At 44.3% G+C, this 25,421-nt stretch carries 23 protein-coding genes; 12 read left to right on the top strand and 11 right to left on the bottom strand.

The window, feature by feature from the left end; translation table 11 throughout:
* The first annotated feature begins 298 nt into the window (after positions 1-298).
* The 4 genes from ACY3ZI_RS17875 (at position 299) to ACY3ZI_RS17860 (ending at position 3,730) form a co-directional block, all read left to right on the top strand.
* Positions 299-841: an FxsA family protein gene (locus tag ACY3ZI_RS17875; RefSeq protein WP_036955943.1), complete on the top strand. Its 543-nt coding sequence runs from the start codon at positions 299-301 to the stop codon at positions 839-841.
* Between the two features lie 159 nt (positions 842-1,000).
* Positions 1,001-1,291 carry a co-chaperone GroES gene (locus ACY3ZI_RS17870; protein ID WP_108478399.1) on the top strand — a complete coding sequence of 97 codons (291 nt, stop codon included), beginning with the start codon at positions 1,001-1,003 and terminating at the stop codon, positions 1,289-1,291.
* A gap of 53 nt (positions 1,292-1,344) precedes the next feature.
* Positions 1,345-2,988, top strand: a complete 1,644-nt coding sequence (groL, locus tag ACY3ZI_RS17865) for a chaperonin GroEL (protein ID WP_036955948.1) — start codon at positions 1,345-1,347, stop codon at positions 2,986-2,988.
* Between the two features lie 397 nt (positions 2,989-3,385).
* Entirely contained in the window at positions 3,386-3,730 is a 345-nt protein-coding gene (locus ACY3ZI_RS17860) for a DUF4156 domain-containing protein (RefSeq protein WP_036955950.1), read from the top strand.
* Positions 3,731-3,808: 78 nt separating this feature from the next.
* Here the strand turns inward: ACY3ZI_RS17860 and epmB are convergent, their stop codons facing one another.
* The gene (gene epmB, locus ACY3ZI_RS17855; RefSeq protein ID WP_487375607.1) at positions 3,809-4,837 is read right to left on the bottom strand and encodes an EF-P beta-lysylation protein EpmB; all 1,029 of its coding nucleotides are present in this window, start codon (positions 4,835-4,837) and stop codon (positions 3,809-3,811) included.
* Positions 4,838-4,879: 42 nt separating this feature from the next.
* On the opposite strand from epmB, the gene efp reads away from it, so the two are divergent.
* Positions 4,880-5,446 (top strand): elongation factor P, encoded by a 567-nt coding sequence (gene efp / locus ACY3ZI_RS17850; RefSeq protein WP_006658996.1) that lies wholly within the window; start codon positions 4,880-4,882, stop codon positions 5,444-5,446.
* A gap of 117 nt (positions 5,447-5,563) precedes the next feature.
* Here the strand turns inward: efp and ACY3ZI_RS17845 are convergent, their stop codons facing one another.
* The 3 genes from ACY3ZI_RS17845 to ACY3ZI_RS17835 form a co-directional block, all read right to left on the bottom strand.
* Positions 5,564-5,767 (bottom strand): YbdD/YjiX family protein, encoded by a 204-nt coding sequence (locus ACY3ZI_RS17845; RefSeq protein WP_006658997.1) that lies wholly within the window; start codon positions 5,765-5,767, stop codon positions 5,564-5,566.
* A 238-nt stretch (positions 5,768-6,005) separates the two neighbouring features.
* Positions 6,006-8,099, bottom strand: a complete 2,094-nt coding sequence (gene cstA, locus ACY3ZI_RS17840; RefSeq protein WP_036955955.1) for a pyruvate/proton symporter CstA — start codon at positions 8,097-8,099, stop codon at positions 6,006-6,008.
* Between the two features lie 348 nt (positions 8,100-8,447).
* The gene (locus ACY3ZI_RS17835; RefSeq protein WP_211887299.1) at positions 8,448-9,353 is read right to left on the bottom strand and encodes an EamA family transporter; all 906 of its coding nucleotides are present in this window, start codon (positions 9,351-9,353) and stop codon (positions 8,448-8,450) included.
* A gap of 268 nt (positions 9,354-9,621) precedes the next feature.
* Between ACY3ZI_RS17835 and sugE the strand changes: the two genes are divergently transcribed.
* Positions 9,622-9,936 (top strand): quaternary ammonium compound efflux SMR transporter SugE, encoded by a 315-nt coding sequence (sugE, locus tag ACY3ZI_RS17830; protein ID WP_487375606.1) that lies wholly within the window; start codon positions 9,622-9,624, stop codon positions 9,934-9,936.
* A gap of 55 nt (positions 9,937-9,991) precedes the next feature.
* Here the strand turns inward: sugE and ACY3ZI_RS17825 are convergent, their stop codons facing one another.
* Positions 9,992-11,209, bottom strand: a complete 1,218-nt coding sequence (locus tag ACY3ZI_RS17825) for an MFS transporter (RefSeq protein ID WP_487375605.1) — start codon at positions 11,207-11,209, stop codon at positions 9,992-9,994.
* A gap of 147 nt (positions 11,210-11,356) precedes the next feature.
* Between ACY3ZI_RS17825 and ACY3ZI_RS17820 the strand changes: the two genes are divergently transcribed.
* Positions 11,357-11,806: a winged helix-turn-helix transcriptional regulator gene (locus tag ACY3ZI_RS17820; RefSeq protein ID WP_211887303.1), complete on the top strand. Its 450-nt coding sequence runs from the start codon at positions 11,357-11,359 to the stop codon at positions 11,804-11,806.
* Between the two features lie 33 nt (positions 11,807-11,839).
* Here ACY3ZI_RS17820 and ACY3ZI_RS17815 read toward each other — a convergent pair whose 3' ends face one another.
* Both ACY3ZI_RS17815 and tet read right to left on the bottom strand, forming a co-directional pair.
* Positions 11,840-12,424: a TetR/AcrR family transcriptional regulator gene (locus tag ACY3ZI_RS17815; RefSeq protein WP_487375604.1), complete on the bottom strand. Its 585-nt coding sequence runs from the start codon at positions 12,422-12,424 to the stop codon at positions 11,840-11,842.
* A 36-nt stretch (positions 12,425-12,460) separates the two neighbouring features.
* Positions 12,461-13,672 (bottom strand): Tet(A)/Tet(B)/Tet(C) family tetracycline efflux MFS transporter, encoded by a 1,212-nt coding sequence (gene tet, locus ACY3ZI_RS17810; protein ID WP_487375603.1) that lies wholly within the window; start codon positions 13,670-13,672, stop codon positions 12,461-12,463.
* An 83-nt stretch (positions 13,673-13,755) separates the two neighbouring features.
* Between tet and tetR the strand changes: the two genes are divergently transcribed.
* Positions 13,756-14,361 (top strand): tetracycline resistance transcriptional repressor TetR, encoded by a 606-nt coding sequence (tetR, locus tag ACY3ZI_RS17805; RefSeq protein ID WP_211887308.1) that lies wholly within the window; start codon positions 13,756-13,758, stop codon positions 14,359-14,361.
* Positions 14,362-14,432: 71 nt separating this feature from the next.
* Here the strand turns inward: tetR and frdD are convergent, their stop codons facing one another.
* From frdD to frdA, 4 genes are read right to left on the bottom strand one after another with little or no spacing between them, the layout of a single operon-like run.
* On the bottom strand, positions 14,433-14,786 hold the full coding sequence (gene frdD / locus ACY3ZI_RS17800; RefSeq protein ID WP_006659009.1) for a fumarate reductase subunit FrdD: 354 nt from the start codon (positions 14,784-14,786) through the stop codon (positions 14,433-14,435).
* Positions 14,787-14,801: 15 nt separating this feature from the next.
* Positions 14,802-15,197, bottom strand: coding sequence for a fumarate reductase subunit FrdC (frdC, locus tag ACY3ZI_RS17795; RefSeq protein ID WP_006659010.1), 396 nt, complete (start codon positions 15,195-15,197; stop codon positions 14,802-14,804).
* A 14-nt stretch (positions 15,198-15,211) separates the two neighbouring features.
* Positions 15,212-15,946 carry a succinate dehydrogenase/fumarate reductase iron-sulfur subunit gene (locus ACY3ZI_RS17790; protein WP_036955969.1) on the bottom strand — a complete coding sequence of 245 codons (735 nt, stop codon included), beginning with the start codon at positions 15,944-15,946 and terminating at the stop codon, positions 15,212-15,214.
* A complete protein-coding gene (gene frdA / locus ACY3ZI_RS17785) occupies positions 15,939-17,735 on the bottom strand; it encodes a fumarate reductase (quinol) flavoprotein subunit (RefSeq protein WP_036955970.1) in 1,797 nt (598 codons plus the stop codon). Before frdA ends, ACY3ZI_RS17790 begins: the two co-directional genes overlap by 8 nt.
* Positions 17,736-18,521: 786 nt before the next feature.
* Between frdA and epmA the strand changes: the two genes are divergently transcribed.
* The 4 genes from epmA (at position 18,522) to ACY3ZI_RS17765 (ending at position 25,414) form a co-directional block, all read left to right on the top strand.
* Entirely contained in the window at positions 18,522-19,499 is a 978-nt protein-coding gene (epmA, locus tag ACY3ZI_RS17780; RefSeq protein ID WP_036955971.1) for an elongation factor P--(R)-beta-lysine ligase, read from the top strand.
* Positions 19,500-19,779: 280 nt separating this feature from the next.
* Positions 19,780-22,488: a DUF2345 domain-containing protein gene (locus ACY3ZI_RS17775; protein ID WP_487377562.1), complete on the top strand. Its 2,709-nt coding sequence runs from the start codon at positions 19,780-19,782 to the stop codon at positions 22,486-22,488.
* Between the two features lies 1 nt (position 22,489).
* Entirely contained in the window at positions 22,490-24,439 is a 1,950-nt protein-coding gene (locus tag ACY3ZI_RS17770) for a phospholipase D-like domain-containing protein (RefSeq protein ID WP_211887310.1), read from the top strand.
* 3 nt (positions 24,440-24,442) lie between these two features.
* Positions 24,443-25,414: an SEL1-like repeat protein gene (locus ACY3ZI_RS17765; protein WP_487375602.1), complete on the top strand. Its 972-nt coding sequence runs from the start codon at positions 24,443-24,445 to the stop codon at positions 25,412-25,414.
* Positions 25,415-25,421: the final 7 nt, after the last annotated feature.

Here is a 25,421-nt window from a genome sequence, read left to right as displayed (position 1 = left end):
AGTATTATGTTCTACTGACTTATGGGGTGATCATATGCCCTTTATCACCCCATACCTTGAACCTAGATCATTTTATGGATTGATTAGTGCAATAGAATTTATATTGTGTGATTTAAATCACAGATAAGCCTTGTTAATGATCTTAGTCCATGAGTTGAAAATCACGATCAGAGACCCAATTATTATGGCTATACTGATGAAAAAAGCGAATATGAATAGTAGTCTCTTAGAGATAGTTCACAAAGGTTTTCATTTAGCCCCGAAAAATGCAGTAGCTTATTGATATTAAGGAGTACTTGTGCGCTGGTTACCACTAATTCTGATATGTATTTTGGTGTATATAGAGTCGGTCATTTTTGTCCGAGTTGCGGCTGAAATTGGTGTATTGATGACATTAATTTTAGTGGTGCTCACATCCTGTTTGGGGGTTTCACTTGTGAAGAACCAAGGGATGAAAAATGTCATGCAAATACAACAAAAATTAATGAGTGGTGAAAGTCCTGCCGCTGAAATGATTAAAAGTGTGGCGTTAGTGTTAGCAGGATTTTTACTTATTGTTCCTGGATTCTTTACGGACTTTATTGGACTACTTTTATTACTACCACCAGTACAAAAATTATTTGTGATGCGTTTAATCCCGCACATCAAGTTTTACCAACCTGGAAATGGTTTTCAGGGTGGTGGCTATCAAAATGGCAATACTTTTGAAGGCGAGTACCAACGCAAGCAAGATGACCCTTCTTATACTATTGATCGCGAAAGAACTATTGATGGTGAAAGCCATCGTGTTCCTGACGATAAATCTTCAGATTCCAACCAAGATAACCCGCCTAAACCTTAATTCCCTTTGAACTGTAGGGAGATAAATAATAAAAAAATTTATCTCCCACCCCTTGAAGTCTTAGTTATTCATCCCAATCTCCTGAAACATGGTACTGGTGAAGATCACCTTGGTATCGACCTTTTACCCGTATGGACTTTATTTGTAGGAGAACTATTAATGAAAATTCGTCCATTGCATGACCGTGTTATCGTTAAACGTAAAGAAATCGAATCTAAATCTGCTGGTGGTATCGTGTTAACTGGCAGTGCTGCGGGCAAATCAACTCGTGGTGAAGTTATCGCTGTGGGCCAAGGCCGCATCCTCGAAAATGGCGACGTTAAAGCGCTGGATGTGAAAGTTGGCGATATCGTAATTTTTAACGACGGTTATGGCGTAAAAGCTGAAAAAATCGACAACGAAGAAGTGTTAATCATGTCCGAAAGCGACATCTTAGCAATCGTTGAATAAGAATTTTCACTTAAAACTTTCATCAAACGAAAAGAATTTAAAGGAAAGAGATAATGGCAGCTAAAGACGTTAGATTTGGTAATGACGCTCGTACAAAAATGCTTCGTGGTGTCAATGTTCTTGCTGATGCAGTTAAAGTAACTTTAGGTCCTAAAGGCCGTAACGTTGTTTTAGACAAATCTTTTGGATCACCAGTTATCACTAAAGATGGTGTTTCTGTTGCTCGTGAAATCGAATTAGAAGATAAATTCGAAAATATGGGTGCACAAATGGTGAAAGAAGTTGCTTCTAAAGCTAACGATGCAGCGGGTGACGGTACAACAACCGCTACCGTTTTAGCTCAAGCAATTATCACCGAAGGTCTGAAAGCAGTTGCTGCGGGTATGAACCCAATGGATCTGAAACGTGGTATCGATAAAGCAGTCGTTGCTGCTGTTGAAGAACTGAAAACTCTGTCAGTTCCATGTTCAGATACTAAATCAATCGCACAGGTTGGTACTATTTCTGCAAACTCCGACGAAACTGTTGGTAAATTAATTGCAGAAGCAATGGAGAAAGTCGGTAAAGAAGGCGTTATCACCGTTGAAGAAGGTACTGGTCTGGAAGACGAATTAGACGTGGTTGAAGGTATGCAGTTTGACCGCGGTTATTTATCTCCTTACTTCATCAACAAACCAGAAACTGGCGTTGTTGAACTGGAAAACCCATTCATCCTGTTAGTCGACAAAAAAGTGTCTAACATTCGTGAATTACTGCCAGTATTAGAAGGCGTTGCTAAAGCGAACAAGCCACTGCTGATCATTGCTGAAGATGTTGAAGGTGAAGCACTGGCTACATTAGTCGTGAACACCATGCGTGGTATCGTGAAAGTGGCTGCGGTTAAAGCACCTGGTTTCGGTGACCGCCGTAAAGCAATGCTGCAAGATATCGCTATCCTGACTAACGGTACTGTTATCTCTGAAGAGATCGGTATGGAGCTGGAAAAAGCAACGTTAGAAGATTTAGGTCAAGCTAAACGTATCGTTATCAACAAAGACACCACTATCATCATCGATGGTATCGGTGACGAAACTGCAATCGCAGGTCGTGTGACTCAAATCCGTCAACAAATCGAAGAGTCTTCTTCTGATTACGACCGTGAAAAACTGCAAGAACGCGTAGCGAAATTAGCTGGCGGTGTTGCGGTAATTAAAGTGGGTGCAGCAACTGAAGTTGAAATGAAAGAAAAACGCGCTCGCGTTGACGATGCTCTGCACGCAACTCGCGCAGCGGTTGAAGAGGGTGTTGTTGCTGGTGGTGGTACTGCGTTAGTTCGCGTCGCGGCTAAACTGGAAGCACTGAAAGGCGATAACGAAGAACAAAACGTAGGTATCCGTGTTGCTCTGCGTGCGATGGAAGCGCCAATGCGTCAAATCGTCACTAACGCAGGTGAAGAAGCTTCAGTTGTTGTTAACAACGTTAAAGCAGCAACTGGCAACGACGGTTACAACGCAGCAACAGATACTTATGGCGACATGATCGAAATGGGTATTCTGGATCCAACTAAAGTTACTCGTTCTGCTCTGCAATTCGCAGCATCAATCGCGGGTCTGATGATCACGACAGAAGCGATGATCACCGATATGCCAGCATCTGACGCTCCTGATTTAGGCGCAGCGGGTATGGGTGGCATGGGCGGAATGGGCGGCATGATGTAAGCCAACAGGCAAATATTGTGCGCCAGTAGCCACTAACTAGTGGCTACCAGCCAAAATAAGACCGGCACCATGAATTATCGAGTGGTGCCGGTTTTTTTTATAGGTAATCAAATTAATGCTTTCGTGCTTTGTATTTGTGAGGTTTATTACTTATTTTTGCGTTAAGGTGACTCATCGGGTTATATTTAACCCAAGGTAAAAAATAGTTTAAATAAGTAAAGAACATCACAAGCGTATTGATTGTTTTGTGATAAACTCTGAGCGATTGACAGTCTTTATCAAGTCTACTTGGATATCGAGTACGCTAATTTACTGTCATAAAACAGAATTTTGAGTGATTGGAGCTATAAAGGTTCTACAACCAGCTGCAAAAACACAATAAAAAATGAGGGAAAACATGCGAATTAAAGTCTTGCTTGGTGCTGCTGCATTACTAACTTTAGCAGGTTGTACATCAACCAATGATCTGACTGCGGCAGGCTCACAAGTTCGTTTTGTTGAAAATCAACCTGGAAGCGAATGCCAACTTCTTGGTCAAGTCACTGGAACTCAAAGCAACTGGTTGAGCGGCGTGAATAACGAATCTAGCTCCATGCGCGGCGCAGCAAATGATTTACGTAACAAAGCTGCAGCAATGGGTGGTAACGTGATTTTTGGTGCTTCAAGCCCAAGCGAAACTGTCCTATCTAGCTTTGTTCCTGTTGATAGCAAAATGGTTGGCCAAGTTTATAAGTGCCAATAATCATGTATCAATAAGACCCGCTTAATCAGTTAAGCGGGTTTTTTTATGCCTATTAGTTTTGATGTTTATTAACTCAGACTAACTTTGGCGCAAGTTTAAATCGAGTAAGGTTTTGCTTGGCTCCCCGCCAATTTCTCTCGCTAACTTCGGTACTAAATACCCCGAGACCTGACTTAACAATTCACGAATTAATTGTCGAGCTTCAATATCACTCACTAAGAAGTGGGCAGCACCTTGGACTTTATCGAGCACATGCAAGTAATACGGTAAAATTCCTGCATCAAATAGGGCATTGCTCAGGTTTGCCAAAGCAGTGACATTGTCATTAACTTGGCGGAGCAATACGCTTTGGTTGAGCAGTGTGACGCCTGCACGTTTTAATTTCTGTATCGCTTTCGTAAATTCATCATCAATCTCGTTAGCATGGTTAACGTGAGTCACCATAATGACCTGCAAACGTGACTGAGATAAACGCTGGCAAAAGGTATCTGTAATTCTTTCTGGAATTACCACTGGCAAGCGAGAATGAATTCGCAAGCGAGTAATATGTGGAATTTCCTCAAGTTGGCTAATTAACCAGTCAAGCTCGTGGTCTTTTGCCATTAAAGGATCACCGCCAGAGAAGATGATTTCATTGAGTTCACTGTGGTTTTTTATATAATCCACAGCCATCAACCAGTTATTTTTATTTCCTTTGTTATCTTCATAAGGAAAATGCCGGCGAAAGCAGTATCGACAGTTCACTGCACAACCCCCTTTAACCAGCATTAATGCGCGGTTACGGTACTTGTGGAGTAAACTCGGGATCGCGTTATCCTGCTCTTCTAGTGGATCAGTAGAAAAACCTGGATGTATATCGAACTCTGCTTTTGCGGTTAATACCTGCAATAACAGAGGGTCTAGTGGATCACCTTTTTTCATTCGCGAAATAAAGGGACGCGGAACACGTAAAGGAAATAACTTACGTGCTTCATGACCTTCTCGCGATGGCTGATGGTCTTCTAAGTTTAGTAATTGCAGCAATTCATCCGGATTAGTGACTGCTTCGGCAAGTTGTTGTATCCAGACTTCTCTGGATGAGGTATTTTGAGTTATAATATCGACCATTTTTTGGCTATGCCATTTTTAGTTTATAAATAGAGGATCTCCATGGCTACTTATAGTACCAATGAATTCCGCTCAGGTCTTAAAATCATGTTAGATGGTGAGCCGTGTGCAATTCTTGAAAGTGAATTCGTTAAACCGGGTAAAGGTCAAGCGTTCGCACGCGTTCGTCTGCGTAAACTGATTTCTAACAAACTGTTGGAAAAAACTTTTAAATCTACTGATTCTGTTGAAGGCGCAGATGTCATGGATATGAACTTAACTTACCTGTACAACGACGGTGAGTTCTGGCACTTCATGAACAACGAAACTTTCGAACAACTGGCAGCAGATGCGAAAGCTATCGGTGACAACGAAAAATGGCTGATCGACCAAGCTGATTGTATCTTAACGCTGTGGAACGGTCGTCCAATCGCGGTAACTCCGCCGAACTTCGTTGAATTAGAAGTTGTCGAAACAGATCCAGGTCTGAAAGGTGACACAGCAGGTACTGGTGGTAAGCCAGCAACGTTAAGCACTGGTGCAGTGGTTAAAGTTCCTCTGTTTGTTCAGATCGGCGAAGTGATCAAAGTTGACACTCGTTCAGGCGAATACGTTTCACGCGTGAAATAATCGTCGACAGATCAAGCCAGCCATTATAGTGAGTGGCGAAGTGAGATCAAGAAGAGCCGAATGCAGTTTCGTACTGTATTCGGCTTTTTTATTTGCGGTGCTCAATAAGAGCAATGATTAACAACATTTAAACCCGCCTTTACCCTTACCACCGTAGCGAGCATCCTGCCGTTCTTTGAAAAACTCTTCATAAGTCATCGGCGTTTGGTCTGGATGGGTACGCTGCATGTGAGCGACGTAGTTGTCGTAGTCGGGGACGCCGACCATCATTTTGGCGGCTTGGCCTAAGTAACGAGCCGCTTTCCCTAAGTTTCCAAACATAAATCCTCGTCATATTTTGCGCTGTAGCTGTGTTGTCTTCGTTAGTTAAACCCAAGTCACATACTTATGTATGCTCCTCGGGTTTATCAAACTCGTCGCCTTGCTACAACACAAACTATTTAGAGGATTGCATCGTAGCTAGCGATTTTGGAGAAAGAGAGTGAGTTTTGAAAAATATTTAAAATAAATAAATGGTTAAAAAATAAATATTTAAGCTCAGCTCTCAATCTCCGGTGTATTAATGATGGCGGGTGTTTGCCACAATCTCTTCGTAGTTGGCTGGCATTGGTTCGTAAGGAACTTCGTTGGCGGTTGGTTCCTTAGATTTCAATGCTTTTAACGCGGTACGGATAGAGAACAGGGCGAGAACTACAACCACAATCATAAAGAAAATCGTTAAACCAGCATCTAAACGGTTATTGAAAACCAACTGAGTTAACTGAGATTCTGTATATTGCGGCGGCAAGTTGCCGCTATCTAACATCGCTTGGAACTTATTCGCGACTGCTAAGAAACCAACGCGGGCATCTTCACTGAAGGTTTTTTCCCAGCCAGCGGTCATTGTACAAACCAATAACCACGCTGTTGGTAATAGCGCGACCCATGCGTAGGCTTGGCGCTTCATTTTGAACAGAACGACCGCACATAACATCAGTGCCATACCGGCCAGCATCTGGTTAGCGATACCGAACAGCGGCCATAAGGTGTTAATACCACCGAGTGGGTCAACAACGCCCTGATGCAAGAAATAACCCCAAGCTAGCACACACAATGCCGTGGCTATCAGGTTAGCAGGCAGGGAATCAGTCCTTTTCAACGATGGTGAAACCACACCTAGTAAATCTTGTAGCATAAAGCGTGCCGCTCGGGTTCCGGCATCCACCGCCGTCAGAATAAACAGTGCTTCAAACAGAATAGCGAAGTGGTACCAGAATGCTACATTCATCAATCCGCCTAGTGCGCCATGAAGAATATACGCCATACCGACTGCCAGTGTTGGAGCGCCCCCTGCACGGGAAATAATGCTGGTTTCACCGACTTCGTTGGCAATTTGCGTTAATTGTTCAGGGGTAATTTGGAAGCCCCAACCGCTGACAACTTGCGCCGCGGAAGCCACAACATCCGTCGTTCCTGCTGGCGCTAACATCGCCATTGGGCTGTTCATCGCGAAATAAACACCTGGGTCAATCACACAAGCTGCGACTAACGCCATGATAGCCACGAATGACTCCATCAACATCCCGCCATAACCGATAAAACAAGCTTGGTTTTCATTGGCGAGCATTTTCGGCGTGGTACCGGAAGAGATTAAGGCGTGGAAGCCAGAAACGGCACCGCAAGCGATAGTAATAAATAAGAATGGGAATAAATCCCCAGCCCACACAGGACCAGTTCCATCAATATATTTAGTTAATGACGGCATTTGTAGATTGGGATTTAAAATCAAAATACCAATCGCCAGACCAATAATTGTCCCGATTTTCAAGAAAGTAGAGAGATAATCACGAGGGGCTAATAACAGCCAAACAGGTAAAACCGCAGCCACAAAGCCATAGCCGACCAGCATCCACGTTAACTGCACGCCAGTGTAGTCAAAGTAAGGCGCCCATGTTTCACTCTCTGCGACCCAGCCGCCTGAAATAATCGCAAAAACTAAGAAAATAAGACCAATAACTGAAACTTCACCAATGCGACCTGGGCGAATATAACGGGTATAAATCCCCATGAAAATAGCCAGTGGGATGGTGAAGGCAACGGTATAAGTTCCCCATGGGCTGTGTGTTAACGCTTTCACGACAATCATCGCGAGCACAGCAAGGATGATCACCATGATCATAAAGCAAGCAATCAACGCAATAACGCCCGCAGTATTACCCATTTCCTCTTTAACGAGTTCCCCCAAAGAGCGACCATCGCGGCGAGTGGAAACGAACAGTACCATAAAATCTTGTACAGCCCCTGCCAATACCACCCCTGCGAGCAACCACAGCATACCCGGTAAATACCCCATTTGTGCCGCAAGTACAGGACCGACTAATGGACCTGCGCCAGCAATGGCGGCGAAGTGGTGACCAAATAACACTTTTTTGTCGGTTGGTACATAATCCAGACCATCGTTATGACGAATGGCTGGCGTCATACGTGTGGAGTCCACTTGCAGGACTTTTTTAGCAATAAACAGTCCATAGTAACGATATGCGATCAAATAAATACAGACCGCGGCGACCACGATCCACAGGGCGTTGATTTGTTCACCTCGGTTTAATGCAATATAACCGAGTGAAAATGCGCCGAGCAGAGCGAGAACAATCCAAATCAATTGTTTACCCATAGCCTTTCCCCATCCATTTCGTTAACGAGCTTTATTAGTTATTTATGTAAGTAAAAACTCAAACAGATATAGCGAGAGTTGGGGGAAAGAAAAAGTAGCTAAATCGAGACACTTAATTGAAATTGTAGATAAATTCCAATATTGGAATTCGCATCACTAAAATTGAAGTTAATATTGGATTTTATCTTGTTTTGGTCTAGCGTTAATTCAATGATTGGTTTTATATTCTAATTAATATTTTAATTTTAGATTATAAATTCGCTTGGGTGTATGGGGTTTTTACTGAAAATAATCAAACAGACAAAAAAATACCGGAAGAAAATTTCCGGTATTTGAATGCGTTGGCGGTTACTTTCGAATCACCTGAATAATTTTTTTACCAAACAATGTCGTGATTAGCCCTAACATAATCAAAATTAATCCAGCAATTTGTATGCCGTTAATGTGCTCACCGAGGAATAAAGCACTGCTACTTAACCCAAAAACGGGCACCAATAAAGAGAATGGTGCGACGCGCCATGCCTCATAGCGTCCGAGCAGCACGCCCCACAACCCATAACCTACAAAAGTGGAAAGGTAGGCAAGATACAAAATCACACCGAGCACAGACCAATCAAACCCCGCTAAGCCTTGTACAATGGCATCTTCGCCTTCGAAAATCCAAGAGCTTAATAAGAAAGGTATAATTGGAATTAGGGCGCTCCAACTGACCAAGGAAAGGGCGCTGCATTTTTCTTCGCCTTGATGCTGCATAATGATGCGGTTGGTGATATTACCAAACGCCCAAGATAGCCCCGCGATCAAAATAAAGATCAAACCCAACAGAGGGATATCATCGATTCCGCCAGAGGTTGCGCCATTGGCTAAAATCCCAAGCCCCGCGATGGCGATAAACATACCGATAAAGTGGGTTGGCTGTAGGGATTCTTTAAGGATCACGGCACCGAGTAAGATAGTGAAGAAAGCTTGTGACTGTAAAATCACCGAGGCAATGCCTGCTGGCATGCCCACACGCAAGGCGCAAAATAGAAACGCAAACTGTCCAAAACTAATGGTTAGCCCATAAATCAGTAAGAGCTTCAGCGGAATTTTGGGACGCTTGAATAGGAAAATGGCAGGGAAGGCCACAAACACAAAACGTAAGGCACCGAGGAGTAGTGGGGGTAAGGCGGTTACGCCAAGTTTGATGATCACAAAATTGACGCCCCAAATAATCACGACACACAGGGCAAGTAATATATCTTTGATACGCATGGTGTTTTCTCGGTACAAAATTGGCGGAGGATCTCTACTTTACCTGTGCTTTGGGATTTGTGCGACGATATTGCATGTGAGGACTCAAATTCAGCATGAATAGGATAAATATGGGTGTTAATTTAGTGTTAATTATTATTTTAAGTGACTTGAGTCTCTGAAATTGAACGTTTATAATACGGTTTCATTTCGCGTGTTCAGGACGACCTGAAATCATCACGTTTAAGTAATGGGGACGACCCCGAGAAGTTGACGGAGTACATCCACCATGGCTTGGATCATCTTATTATTCGCAGGTTTATTAGAAGTTGTTTGGGCAGTGGGTTTAAAATATACCCATGGTTTTACACGCCTAACCCCAAGTGTTATCACTATCACCGCCATTATCGCCAGCATGGGCTTACTCGCTTATGCGATGCGTGATTTGCCTGCCGGAACCGCTTACGCGATTTGGACAGGAATTGGTGCAATTGGCACCGCAATTTTCGGGATTATTTTCCTTGGAGAATCTGCCAATATGTTCCGCTTATTGAGCCTTGGCTTGATTGTGATGGGGCTAATTGGGTTAAAACTTTCTAGTTAAGCCACTGAGAATAAGAACGGGTGAGCGATGGCTTACCCGTTTCATTTTAAATTACCTATCTAATATGGCGAGTCAGCCACCAGAAAATAAGCGCAAAGGCACTCACACCGACCCCTAATAGACAAACACCATTCCAGCCCGCATGGGCATAAATCCACGTTGAACTGACTGCACCAAAACCACTCCCGACCGCATAAAACATCATATACAGTCCCACTAGGCGGCTATGGGCTTCAGGCTCTGAGCAATAAATCATGCTTTGGTTTGTCACATGTAGCGATTGCCCGCCCACATCGAGCAAAATAATCCCAATGATCAACGCCCATAGTGAGCTATCCATAAACGCAATCGGTAACCAAGATAACGTTAATAATAGTAGAGCAATAAAACTGACTATTTGCCCATATCCATAATCCGCTAAACGCCCAGCTCTTGAAGCAATCAACGCACCTACTACACCGACAAGACCAAGCGCACCAATCTGAGTGTGAGAAAAATAATGGGGTGCATCACTTAAAGGAATGACCAAGGCACTCCAGAAAATATTAAATGCGGCAAACATCAGTAATGCTAAGAAGCCTCGTACCTGTAAGACTTTTTGGCGTTTAAATAACGTTGCCATTGAGCGCAACAATGTTGAGTAATTCATGGCATTCTTTGGCGGATCAATCTGCGGTAGATATCGCCAAAGGGGGTAGGCAATAGCGAGCATCAGCAGTGCAGAAGAGAGATAAACACCACGCCAGCTGGTTAGGTCACTTATTGCACCAGAAAAGACTCTTGCAAGTAAAAGCCCAATAAACACGCCACCTTGTGCGGTGCCAATCACGCGTCCTTGTTCATGGGTTCCCGCTGAACTCGCTGCATAGGAAATCAATCCTTGTGTCATGGCGGTTCCAAGCATACCCACTGCCAACATTCCTATAAGTAGCATGGTGGGTGTTTCTGCTATCGCAACAATGAGTAAAGACAGAACAAGCGCGCTGAGCTGCCATCCCATCAAGTGGCGACGTTTCATTTTATCACCCAGAGGCACTAGCAATAACAGGGCAAGAATGCTGCCCACTTGAGTGGCGGTGATAACGCCACCAATAGCGGCATCACTAATATGAAAGTCACGAGAAAGCGAATCTAGCAAGGGTTGCGCATAGTAAACATTGGCGACACTTAATCCACTGGCAACAGCGAAGAGATAAACTAACCCTTTCGGTAATGAATTTTGAAGGCTATTTTGCTCAATAGCCGAATGGGGTAATGAAAGGGAGTTTTTCATTTTGCACACTCATCTAGTTTTAATTTGAGATTGGTTTTAATTTGAAACCAGTTGAATGCTAGGTTAATTGGTTTTAAAATGCAACTGGATTTTTTGGGTATTCATTCTTTGATATTGGTTTTTTAGGTATTAAATAGAGGGGGAGTCATGTCGTCGAATACAGTAATGGAGGGATCCCCGTGCCCTGTGGCTCGAAGCGTGAATTTAATTGGGGATCGTTGGTCGTTACTAATTGTGCGCGATGCATTTGATGGCGTACGACGTTTTGGTGATTTTCAACGAAGTTTAGGGGTTGCACGTAACATTCTGTCAGACAGATTACGTAAATTAGTCGATGCAAATATTCTCGAACTGAAGGATGCATCAGACGGTACCGCCTACCAAGAATATGTGCTGACTGAGGCAGGTGAAAGCCTTTTTCCTATCGTGGTTGCGCTAAGGCAATGGGGGGAAGTGAATCTATTTCGTGAGGGAGAAGCGCACTCTATCTTGATAGATAAACAGACTCAAAGTCCCATTCCGGCAATGTTCCCGCTTTCTCATGATGGAAAAACGTTATCGCCAAATGAGACTGAAGTGATCAAAATTAAGTCGTGAATCCCCTCTGAGTCAGGGGCAAGCCACTGCAATTTATTGTGTCAAAAGACGTACAAAACGCCCGTACAGCAATTCACCCAAATTGCTTTGGTTGTATTCGTTGGTGGTGGCGAGGTTATCTACCGCCGCATGCATTGAATGATAGATCATCGTGGCGATAAGCTCTGGTGGTGCGGCATGCCAAGCTTGCTGTTGCTCACCGAGGGCTAAAATCTGCTTAATTTGCTCAACGGCACGTTGTTCATGGCTGTTAGTGTGTCCGTGATATTCATCGTGAAACAGCATGTCGTGCAGTGTCTGTTTTTCAACATAGTATCTAACGCTGTTTTCGCACCATGATTTTAATTGTGAAGATGCCGATTGATGTTGTGAAAGCGCATCTGCAATATGCCCTAAATACCAATCCATATAGCGGGTACGTAGGGCATCCATAATTTCGTTTTTTGATTGAAAATAATGATAAAACGTCCCTTTTGCCACATCTGCCATAGCCACAATTTCACTCACCGTCGTGGCGAGAAATCCTTTGGAAAGAAAGAGATTTTCCGCGGCATTCATCAGGTCGTTCAAACGTTCTTCTGCTGGCTTGGTTCTTGGCTTTTTCAAAGGCGTTAACATAAATAGGGCTCTTATCGCGTTATTTTCATTGAAGACTTAATAACATTTTACGTCCGAAATACCGGAATGTCCTTTCAATATGTGGTGAGGGCGATAAAACAGTAAAAAACAGCCAATCAGTGCGAGATAAAGCAGCGTGCCAATCATCCAGACCCAGCCATCCCAAATACCGAGTGTTTGACCGAAAATAATGCTGAACATCAGCGGACCAATAACCCCCGTTGCATTGGTTAGGCTGACTAACATTCCTTGCAGCTTACCTTGATTTTCTTGGCTAACTTGGGAAGACATTAACCCCTGTAATGCGGGAAGGGCGATGCTGCCGCCAGCCAGTAAAATTAATGTCGGGTAAATCATCCATCCTTGGGTGATAAATGCCAGCACCATAAATGCGCAGCCATCCGCAATAAAGCCCACAATGATGGTGACTTTTTCACTGAATAGTTTGGCGATGGTTCCTGCAATAACTGCCTGAAAAATGGCGTGCATTAAGCCCAACCCAGCAAGGGACATACCCACTTCAACGCTACTCCACTGAAAGCGGCTTTCGGTAAACAGAACCCATGTTGTTGCTGGAATTTGTCCAATCAGCTGTGCGGTGAAGAAGACCGAAAGTAGCAGCAAAATCGGCTTAGCAACCTGCATAAATGAGAGATTATATTGTGGTGCATTTGCGTGATTTTCTAGCTGTATTGTTTTCTGTGGCTCTTTAAACAGAACGAAAACCATGAGGAAAGTGAACGCGTTCAATATCGCCGCAATAATAAACGGTAAATGTGCGGAATAATCCCCCGCAAATCCGCCAATCACAGGGCCTGCAATCAAGCCAATACCAAACGCGCCGCCTAAGCGACCAAACCACGCCGTACGTTCTTCTGGTTTTGTGGAATCGGCGATAACCGAAGCGGCCACGGCTCCCGTTGCCCCAGTGATCCCTGAAATTAAGCGCCCTAAATAGAGCATCCAAAGTGTGCTAGAAAGCGCGAGTAAGGTGTAATCCATCGCGGCTCCGGCAAGGGAGAGTAGCAAAATCGGGCGGCGTCCCCATTTATCCGACCATTTTCCTAACAGTGGTGCAAAGAAGACCTGCATCACGGCATACAGAGCCAGCAGTACACCGTAGTGGTTAGCGAGCTGATCCAGCGTGACATATTCCCGTAACAGTGTGGGTAAGACAGGCATGATCAGCCCAATTCCCATCGCGTCAAGGGCGGTGATGATTAAAGCAATAACAGCGGTTTTGTTCATAATACATTTTCTCTATCAGTGATAGAGTTGGAATATATCCCTATCAGTGATAGAGTGTCAACAGAAATGATGAGGAGAACTTAATGGCTCGATTAGACAGAGACACCATTATTAGCGCCGCACTGGATTTGTTGAATGAAGTGGGCATGGAAGGGCTGACCACGCGTAAGCTCGCGCAAAAGTTGGGGGTTGAACAACCAACGTTATATTGGCATGTGAAAAATAAACGTGCGTTATTGGATGCGCTGGCGGTGGAAATGCTCGTTCGTCATCATGATCATGGATTACCGCGAGAAGGGGAAACATGGCAGCAGTTTCTACGCAATAATGCGCTGAGTTTTCGCCGAGCGCTATTAAGCCATCGAGATGGTGCTAAAGTACATCTAGGAACTCGCCCAACACAAAGCCAATACACCACGATTGAAACCCAATTACAGTTTATGTTGGACAATGGTTTTTCGCTAAAAGCAGGATTGTATGCTTTGAGTGCGGTAGGGCATTTTACGCTAGGGGCGGTGCTGGAACAGCAAGAGCATGTAGCCGCTCAGCGGGACGTCGAGCCTAGTACCGATGAAAATATGCCGCCATTATTGAAAGATGCATTAGACATTATGGATGGGGATGAGGGGGAATCGGCATTTTTATACGGTTTAACCGCGCTTATATCCGGGCTAGAAAGCCATAAGTAATGCAAAAAAATACCCCATCATGCAGTGCATTGATGGGGTACTTGGTATCAACTTACTTAGTTAATCAACAATTACAGTGTGAATACACCGATGATTGCGATAACGCTAATGATTGCTGAGCTGCCGTAGAACACCCATTTTGTTGCTGGAACATGCACTTTAAAATCGTGCAGGGTGTGGTGAATACGGTGCATACCACACCATACTGGCAGAATAATCATCAGTAATAAGAAAATGCGTCCAATAAAGCTTTGGCTAAATGCCATGATGCGCTCATAGCTCAGCATTTCTGGTGCGACACCTAATGGGATTAAAATACCCAGTAAGAGAATGATTGCAGGGCCAATAACGGCACTCCACATACCACCTGCACCAAATAATCCCCAGAAAATCGGCTCATCGGAACGTTTAGGCGTTAGATTCATCAGATTCTCCTTCGATTAAAATAGTAATGCGATTGCTAAAATAGCCGCAGTCACGACTATAGTGAGTGCCCAGAAGCCTTTCACGATTGGCTCATCTGGCAGTTTCTTATCTTTAACAATGATAGCGACAGCTTTTGGCGCCAGTTTGAACCACGTTGTGGTATGCAGCAGCGTCGCAGCCAGTGTCACAATGTTAATGATCAGAATGATTGGGTTACTTAAGAACCCAACAAAGCCCGCCCATGATTCAGGTCCATTTTTCAGAGCGAATACTCCGTACAGGACTAGAATACTGAACCAAACCTGAAGCACGGAAGTACTTTCACGCATGATGTAAAAGCGGTAGAAACCCAGCTTTTGCCACCAGTCGCCTTTCATTTCCCTGACATAGGGTTTACGTTTAGTTGTCATGACTTCAATTCTCCTTATCGTGGCTTCAGCATGGCGATAACAAAGTCTTGCGCACTCGCAACTTTACCTTGTTGGATAGCCGCCGCCGGGTCGACATGCTTAGGACAGACTTCAGAGCAGTAACCTACAAACGTACAGCTCCATACACCGTTGTCACCATTTAATAATGGCATACGCTCTTTCGCGCCGTGGTCACGGTTATCGAGGTTGTAGCGCTCTGCTAAGGTGATTGCCGCAGGGCCTAAGAACTCAGGGTTCAGACCAAACTGTGGACACGCTGCATAGCACAGACCGCAGTTAATACAGCCGGAGAACTGATGATATTTCTCCATTTGAGCTGGAGTTTGCTTGTTCGGACCGTCAGAAGGTTTGCGATCATTACCAATAATGTAAGGTTTGATAGCTTCTAAACGCTCGATAAAGCTTGTCATATCAACAACAAGGTCACGCTCGATAGGGAAGTTACCCAGTGGCTCGACTTTAATTCCTTGCGGATAATCACGCAGGAATGTTTTACAAGCCAGTTTAGGAACATTGTCCACCATCATGCCGCAAGAGCCGCAGATAGCCATACGGCAAGACCAACGGTAAGACAGGTCTGGCGCGAGGTTATCTTTGATGTAGCCCAAAGCATCTAACAAAGAGGTTTGCTCGTCATAAGGGACATCATAAGTCACTAAATGGGGTTCATTGTCCGTTTCTGGGTTGAAACGCATGATCTCCATTTTTAAGTGTTTCATATCATCCATTAGCTTGCTCCTTATTCGCCTTATCTTGAGCTGCCCCTTCAGCACCATACACACGTTTCGCTGGTTGTGATTTAGTGATTTTCACATCAGAGTACTCAAGGCGTGGTGCACCTTCTGGGTTATAGAACGCCAGAGTATGTTTCAGGAAGTTGACGTCATCACGCTCAGTGCAACCTTCGTCAAGACGTTGGTGCGCACCGCGAGACTCTTTACGGTTAATCGCAGAGTGAGCCATACATTCCGCCACGTCTAAGCCAAAGCCTAATTCGATGGTGTACAGTAAGTCAGTGTTGAAGACGCTGCTATGGTCAGTGATTTCAACATGCTTGAAGCGCTCTTTCAGCTCTGCCAGTTTATCAACAGTTTTCTGCATTAATTCAGGTGTACGGTAGATACCACAACCTTCTTCCATCGAAATACCCATTTCATCACGAATTTTCGACCAGCTTTCTTTACCTTTTTGGTTCAGAAGTTTTTGCAGGTCATTTTCGATGTCACGAGTACGTGCTTCGATAGCGCTTGCATTTGCAGGGGTAGCTTCAGCAGCATGACGCGCCGCTTCTTCACCCGCTAAGCGACCAAATACCACTAATTCTGCCAGTGAGTTAGAACCTAAACGGTTTGCGCCGTGTAAGCCAACAGATGAACATTCACCCACCGCGAACAGACCTTTAATGCGAGTTTCGGTGCGTTGATCAGTTTCAATACCACCCATGGTGTAGTGAGCTGTTGGACGAACAGGAATTGGTTCGTTTACAGGGTCAACACCCACATAAGCTTTTGCCAGCTCACAGATAAATGGTAGACGTTCATGCAGTTTTTCAGCACCTAAGTGACGTAGATCCAGATACACAACATCACCACGGTGAGTACTGATAGTGCGACCTGCACGCCATTCGTGCCAGAATGCTTGTGAAACTTTGTCACGAGGACCCAGTTCCATATATTTGTTTTCTGGTTTGCCCAGTGGCGTTTCAGGACCCATACCGTAGTCTTGCAGATAGCGATAGCCATCTTTGTTGACTAAGATACCGCCTTCACCACGACAACCTTCAGTCATCAGGATACCGGAACCTGGCAGACCAGTAGGGTGATACTGAACGAATTCCATATCACGTAATGGCACACCATGACGCAGCGCCATACCCATACCGTCACCGGTTACGATACCGCCGTTGGTGTTATAGCGGTAAACACGACCCGCACCACCAGTAGCCATAACGATAGCATTGGCACGAATTTGAACTTTCGTCCCTTCCATCATGTTCAGAGCAACCAGACCACGCGCCTGACCTTCGTCCACAATGATGTCGAGAACAAAGTGCTCGTCGAAACGTTGGATTTGAGGATATTTTAATGAAGTTTGGAACAGGGTATGCAGCATGTGGAAGCCAGTCTTATCGGCTGCGAACCAAGTACGTTCAATTTTCATCCCACCGAAACGGCGAACGTTAACTGAACCATCTGGTTTACGGCTCCAAGGGCATCCCCATTGTTCCAGCTGGGTCATTTCTGTTGGGCAGTGTTCGACGAAATAATCGACGACATCTTGCTCACACAGCCAGTCACCACCAGAAACGGTATCATTAAAATGATAGTCATAGGAATCATGGGCTTGAGTAACTGCGGCTGATCCCCCCTCTGCGGCCACGGTATGGCTACGCATTGGGTAAACTTTTGAGACCAGAGCAATCTTGATATTGGGATTTGCTTCAGCAGCAGCAATTGCTGCACGTAAGCCTGCGCCCCCGGCCCCGATAATCGCTAAATCGGCATTGAAGGTTTGCACTGCGCTTCTCCATTGTTCAAGTGTAAAGTGTTAAATTAATAAATTCTTTTAAATACTTTTAGTGCTTAGCTATTTCAGTTTCGGTTTGCCTTTAGGCAAATCTGCAAAGAATCTTTTTTTAATCGTAAATATATAATAGCTAATAACGACTTATTATGTTGGGAATTATAACGAATAGTGGCGGGGATAAATTTGATATAGAAAGGTGTTTTGGGTGATATTACCCCTAAAGTGTGATCTGCGTCTTCTTTTTGTAAATTGTTTTTGGGTGTCAAGAAATTGCAGAGAAACCGAAAATAATAAAAAGGAATTTCAAATAATTATCATTAAATTTAACGGAATTCCTAGCATTTAAAACCAACTAAAATCGTCAGGCTTTTCTTTCTAACAGTGGATAATCTGGTGTTGCTTGAGGAAATTCTAGAATCATATCGAAGATAAAATTGCGAAAGAGTTCACTGTTTAGTAAGTCGCTTAATTTTTAATGCTAAAAAACAGATTTAAATTGTATCAATAAGGTGAGTAGTGACGTTTGGTTTTAACATATGCATCACAAGCGATAAGAAAAAATCATGTTTTTGTTTTTTTTTAACCAAATGTTAAAAGTTAATAATAAAGCTTTTTTGCCTAATCGTATAAAGCAGGGGATAATCACGTCATCTTTTCTCGCCTTGAATCATATCCTCTATCGATACTCAGATAGCGCATAATATCCACAATATTCCATTGTGTGTTAAGGAGGAGGTGAGTACACTGCACGACTAAGTTTATTTTGGAGTTATTTTAATGAGTGAAGTAGCGAATTGGCTGCCTACAGCCCCCATCGCTAACCTGTTACAGCGCGCAAAAATTGTTGCGGAAATCAGACGTTTTTTCGCTGATCGCTGTGTACTTGAGGTAGACACACCCGCAATGAGTCAGGCCACAGTGACTGACATTCATCTTGTTCCATTTGAAACTCGCTTTGTGGGACCCGGCGCGGCTCAGGGCATCAATTTATATTTGATGACTAGCCCTGAATACCATATGAAGCGCTTACTGGCAGCGGGAAGCGGACCTATCTATCAAATGTGCCGAAGCTTTCGTAATGAAGAAGCGGGAAGACACCATAACCCTGAATTTACGATGCTGGAATGGTACCGCCCACACTTTGACATGTATCGCTTAATCAATGAAGTGGATGACCTTCTACAGCAAGTGCTGGAATGCGAAAGTGCTGAGCTACTCTCTTATCAGCAAGCATTTTTACGCCATCTAGATATTGACCCGCTCTCTGCGGAAAAAAGCGAGTTACGCGAAGTGGCAGCCCGCTTAGATTTAAGTAATGTGGCGGACAATGAAGAAGACCGCGACACCTTGTTGCAACTACTGTTTACCATGGGCGTGGAGCCACACATTGGTAAAGAGAAGCCAGCGGTGGTTTATCACTTCCCTGCAACGCAAGCGTCATTAGCGGTGATTAGCACAGAAGATCACCGTGTAGCTGAGCGTTTTGAAGTCTATTTTAAGGGCATGGAGCTGGCAAATGGCTTCCATGAACTGACCGATGTGGGTGAACAGCGCCAACGTTTCGAGCAAGATAACCGCAAGCGTGCTGCAATGGGTTTACCCGTTCAACCGATTGATGAAAACTTGCTTGCAGCGCTTGAGCACGGTTTACCGGCATGTTCCGGTGTGGCTGTTGGTGTTGATCGCTTAATCATGCTGGCACTGAATGCCGAACGAATCAGTGATGTGATTGCATTCCCTGTGACGATTGCTTAAAACTCAGTTTCTATCTATGACATTAAAAAGCACCTTGAACGTTGATCATTGATTGACGAAGGTGCTTTTTCTTTCCTGCCCGTTCTACCAAAAACGGATTAAATGCTTTCGGATAATTCTTCTATAAGTCCCATTCTTGAAAATTATGGTTGATTTCAAGTTCATTTGCTGGTCTTCTGTTTGACTTAAGTTAAATAAAATGAGTTTGGGTTGGTGACCTTTCTACCTTTGCTTCTATTACTGGTTGCCACGGAACAAGCAGAAAAGGAGCATGAATAGAATGGGCTTACAGGATCTCGCTTTAAAAATCGCTCCACTCCATAATCGCTATCAATTGGGCGTTCAAGGTTGTAGTGTTCCATTGGATGTTGAATCCTTCATTGGGCGAGAAGCCATTAGTGAAACCTATCGCTATCAGATAACATTCACCTCCTCAGCCCAAAACCTACCAGCCCAACAGTTTCTTCGTCGTACCGCCCATTTTACCTTTTCATCTCCCACTATTCCGCTGGCGGCATTAGGTTCACTGAATGAACCGCAAAAGCGAGTGCATGGTGTGGTCACGCACTTTAAGCGATTATCGGGTTCGGCGGATGAAGCTCAATACCAAATTGTGATTGAGCCGTTTGTCTCATTGCTGCGTCATCAGATGCGTTCCCATCGCTTTTTCCTCAATAAATCTGTACCGGAAGTGATTGAGTTTATCTTGCGTGAACACAAAATTCAGGACTGGGAGTTTGAGTTTCACCTGCAACGACAATATCCCAAGCGGGAGCAAATAAACCAAATCAATGAGAGTGACTGGCAATTTATTGAGCGTTTGCTCAGTGAAGTGGGCATTTTCTATTCCTTTAGTCTGCAAACAGATACCAAGACGGAAATTATTCACTTTGGCGATAGCCAACGCGCCTATGTGTATGATTTACAGCTGCCGCTCAATAGCCCTTCTGGCATGAATGACAATGGCGTTGAAAGCGTGTGGGGGTTATCGCTACGTCACCAAGTGGTGGAACGCAGTGTCGTGACTAAAGATTATAATCACCGGCAAGCGATGCAAACCTTGCTATCCATTGAAACGGACATGACTCGCGGAGATGGGGACGATATAAACTATGGCGACGTTTACCACTACAAAGCCCGCCATCTTGAGCGCGGTGAGAAATACCAACCTGAAACGGAAACCGCTCACTTCTGGTCACGACTTGACCATGAACGCTTTTTAGCACGTCAAACTCTGCTGCGAGGCAAAAGTAATTCACCACGTCTGACGCCATTGATGATTTTTAAAGTGATTGATAGCCAGTTGCCGTCCACGTTACCGACAGATTTTCAATCCGAAATCTTAGTCACTCGATTACGATTTTCAGGCAGTCGTAGCCATGCATTAGTGATTCAATTTGATGCGGCACCGTACACCGAAGCACTGTGCTGGCGACCTGTTCTAAAGCCTCGCCCTGTGATTGCAGGGACTTTGATGGCACGCATTACCAGTGCAAAATCCCATGATATTTACGCCCATCAAAATGAGCACGGTTTCTATTGGGTGAAATTCGATGCCGACCGTGATGAAAAACCGACGGGGTATGAAAGCATGCCCGTGCGGCTGGCAAAACCCTATGCAGGCGATACCTACGGAATACACTTCCCATTAATTCAAGGAACGGAAGTGGCGATTGCCTTCCATGAAGGCGACCCAGATAGACCGTATATCGCCCATGCCTTGCATGATTCCCATCGCCCCGACCACATCACTGACAAAAATAATACTCGCAACGTCATTCGTACTCCGGCAAATAATAAGCTTCGTATGGAAGATAAGCGCGGGGAAGAGCATATCAAGCTCAGCACCGAATACGGCGGTAAATCCCAACTGAATTTAGGGCATTTGGTTAACCAAGGGCGTGAAAAACGTGGGGATGGTTTTGAGCTGCGCACTGACAGTTGGGGCGCCATTCGAGCAGGAAAAGGGCTGTTTATTAGCACCGACTTACGCACGAAAGCCTCTTCTGAACAATTGGATATGCGCGAAGCCAAGCAACAGTTAGATGATGCACTGAACTTGGTGAGTTCTTTACGGGAAGCCGCTGACGTCGCAAAAGCGGAATTGGCTGATTTAAACGCCCAACAAACTTTACTGACCCAATCGATTCAAGAACTGCAACAAGCGGCAATGTTACTCAGTGCGCCTGCCGGTATTGCCTTAACTTCCCCGAAAACTGTACAGGTGAACAGCGGTGAAAATATCACTTTGACTGCCAATAAACAGGCAGATATTTCTGTGGGGAAAAAAATCACCTTAGCGGCGGGCAAAGCCATCAGCTTGTTTGCTCACACAATGGGTATTAAAGCCTTTGCGGCAAAAGGCAAGGTAGAGATCCAAGCCCAAAGCGATGAAATGCACTTAACCTCACTCAAGGACATGACGGTCACCAGTACCGGTGGTAAAACCGTGGTTGCAGCCAAAGATGAACTGCTATTGACCTGTGGCGGTGCCTATATTCGCTTAAAAGGCGGGCAGATAGAGTACGGCAGCCCCAGCAACCAAACGGTCAAAACCACTAACTGGGTGGTTGAAGATCCCGCCTCGATGGATGTCACTCATCCACAATTTCCACAGTCGATGCCGAAACAAGCCTTGCGTTTTCAACTAAGTTCGTCGCCGCAAAGCCCCATGAAGGCGCGTGCGTTTGAGCCGTATGAATTGTATGCCAATGGGGCGCTTATCCTAAAAGGCATGAGTGATGCGCAAGGAAATATCCAAATTGACCATGATATTCCCACGGACAGCTACCAACTGCGTCTATTGAATGGGGATCGTTACGATATCGATGTTCCTTCTGCGGAGTCGCAAGAAGCAGAAAACGTCGAACCCGTTAATGTTGGTTTTCGAACCAGTGCGCCTAGCCAAGAGCGAGAAAGCTCGCGAATAGGCCAAGCGTGGGGGGAAGGGCTTTCCCAGTTTATTACTGAATGGAATAAGAGAAAATAATATGTCAGGAAATCAATCTGGGGGATTCCCCGCTTCTGTGCAGTTACCCATACCAGCAACCGAGCAGAAAATACGTTTACCCGTCTCGACGTGTATGGTACTGCAAATGACACCCAGTTGGATCCCTGAGAGTACCAAATACCCGATGAGCTTATTTGTGTATGCCCCACTGGTGAATGGGAAACAAACCTTTGCCGCAGTTGCGGAGGCAATTCGGCATGCCAAGCACAGCGTTGAAATTATTACATGGGGTTTCCAGCCTTCCATGTATTTTGAACGTTCAAGGGGGATTAATGAAGGAACATTTCCGACGATTGCAGAGCTTCTTGAACAGAAAGCGAAAGAAGGGGTGAAAGTCCGTATTCTAGTATGGTTTGATGAACTAGCTAAACTCGGTGAAACCAGTTTGCCAGGTTGGCGATTATCAACCCATTACACGCCGAGGCAAAAAATTGAACTGCCGATGGAGAAGGCTCTCGCGGCAGGGGCTAAATTAGAGTATGAATCCGATAAACAATACCAATTTGATAAAGAGTGGTTACATCGCGCAAAAACCAATCAAATTAAAAACTTGTCGGTGCGTACCCGCTCAATGGCAATAAATAGCCCCTCATCTCGTTTGAGTCAGGTAGCAAAGTTAACCAAACACCAGTTTGGCACTGATGATATCGAGCTCAGTTTGCGCATGGCCGCTCTGGCGATGGTGCCCACTCATCACCAAAAAGCGGTGTTGATTGATTATGAAGAACCCACACTTGCGATTGGCTTTGTCATGGGACACAACATGCATTCGCAGTATTGGGATGACGATAAACACTCGATTACACAATATAAAGAGATGTCATGGCTTGGACGTGATGGACCCACTGCATGGCAAGATACCTCTAACTGTGTGTATGGCGAAGTGTTGTGTGATTTAAGCGATAATTTTGTCACGGCCTGGAAGGAAACTGAAGGCTTGTTTACACACGGTAGTGAAGGTGTCCAGCTGACAGAAAGACGTAAAGCAATTTCACGCAGCCAATACACGCCCACTTTAGAGCATGTTGAAGCCTTAAATGAGCGCTATACATTTTTAGCTCGACACCCATTAACACCGACGGCGGGAAAAATTTGTCGCACACATCCCGAATATGATGAATATGATATTTTAAAGTCCTACGACCACGGTGTTAAACATGCACGTAACTACCTTTATTTTGAAAACCAATATTTCCGGTTATCGTCAATTGCCAAGGATGTCCGCAATATGGTCGAAGAGCGAAATAAGCGCTTTGCCGAAGCCGCTGCAATCGACTCTAAACTGCAAGGTGCGAAACTGCCACCGTTCTATTTATTTGTGGTGACAAACTCAACCACAAAAGCAGAGGTGGGTGACTCGAATGAAGTCGGTGGATATCAAACTTATAAGATGCTGGAAACCTTAGGGCGCCGTGATTTGATGCGGGAGCATGCTGCGTATCGAGATACGGTAAATAATGTCATGGCATCGACCCGAAACGGTCAGGTGTTAGCCCCAATTGATGTAGTTAACCCTGATGATATTCAGGAAGAAACCATTGAGGGGTTTAAAAGCGTTATTTGTACTTTGGTTTCTCCAGATTCTGATCGCTGGCAGTCGGTGTATGTCCACAGCAAATTAACCTTAGTGGATGACACCTTTTTAATCCAAGGCTCTGCCAATATCAATTTACGTAGTATGGCATTTGACACTGAAATTGCGGTGATACTGCAAGATACGGACATCTTTCCTATTGTTAAACCGTTACGGGAAAAATTGTGGAAAATCCATAAAGGAACGGGAAGTGTTTCCGGTGATTTAACGACGGAGTTCAATGAATGGAAACGAATAATTAGTCTAAATAAGGAATTGAAAGGAGATAAAAAAATGCCTATAGCTCCTTTACTTCCGTTTGAGGATAAAACGATTGGGTTAGAAAATACGGATTAAATTATGCCACTAATTAAACTTAAACCTAATTTATTATTGTGTGTTTTAGTGCTACTTGTTAGCTGCAAGCCTGTAGAAGAAAAAGAGAAAGACATGACTCAAAAAACAGAATCCGACTTAACGTTCACTTGTGTGTATGAAAAAGACACATTACCTCCCGTTGATCCTGAAGCCGACATTTGGTTTAAACAGGCGCGAAAACTTGAAAAGGTCAATAAATCTCAACGGGATTACTCCAAGATAGGTGCACTCTACCGTAAAGCTGCAGAGCGTAATCACCCCAAAGCCATGCTTAACTTAAGTAACTTAATCAGTTATGGGAAAGTACCTCCGATAAACGGAAAAGGCTCAGCTCAAGAGGTATGGGATATTATCCAAAAAATGGCTACATTGGACATTAGCTATGGCTATTACCAAATGGGGCATTATCTTGATACAGGCTATGGTGTTGTAGCTGACCGCACGAAGGCGTTAGACTATTTTCGCCAAGCAGCAGATTTGGGTAACCCTGAAGCCCAATATGTCATTGGGAGAATTTTTGTTACTCAACGTTTATCGGATAGAGATAACCCAGCCTATCGACCTGAAATAGGCAAAAAAATGCTTATTTGCGCAGCCAATCAAGGAAATGGAGATGCAGCATGGCGCTTAGCTACATACTCAGCTAATGTAGAAAACAATTTAAGTAGTGCCTTAAAATATTATCAATTAGCAACGAAAAATGGGCATGAAATGTCTGCTTCGATGTTAGTTGATACTTTTAAAATTAATACAACCTCAAAAGATTATTACTATCTAGCGGTAAAACCGGATCCAGAACGCTCAGCCCGCTATGAAGCAATAGTCAAAGAAATAGATGCCTCTGACGAAACAGCCAAATTCCCCGATATCGATAAAATCGTTCCGCTCCCACCTGCTGAACTCCCTGAATGGGACGGCACGTTTGAATATTCAAAACAACCGGATAACCAATAAAAGGATC

Source organism: Providencia sp. LY12 (assembly GCF_057621555.1).
This window is presented reverse-complemented; position numbering and strand designations above follow the sequence as displayed.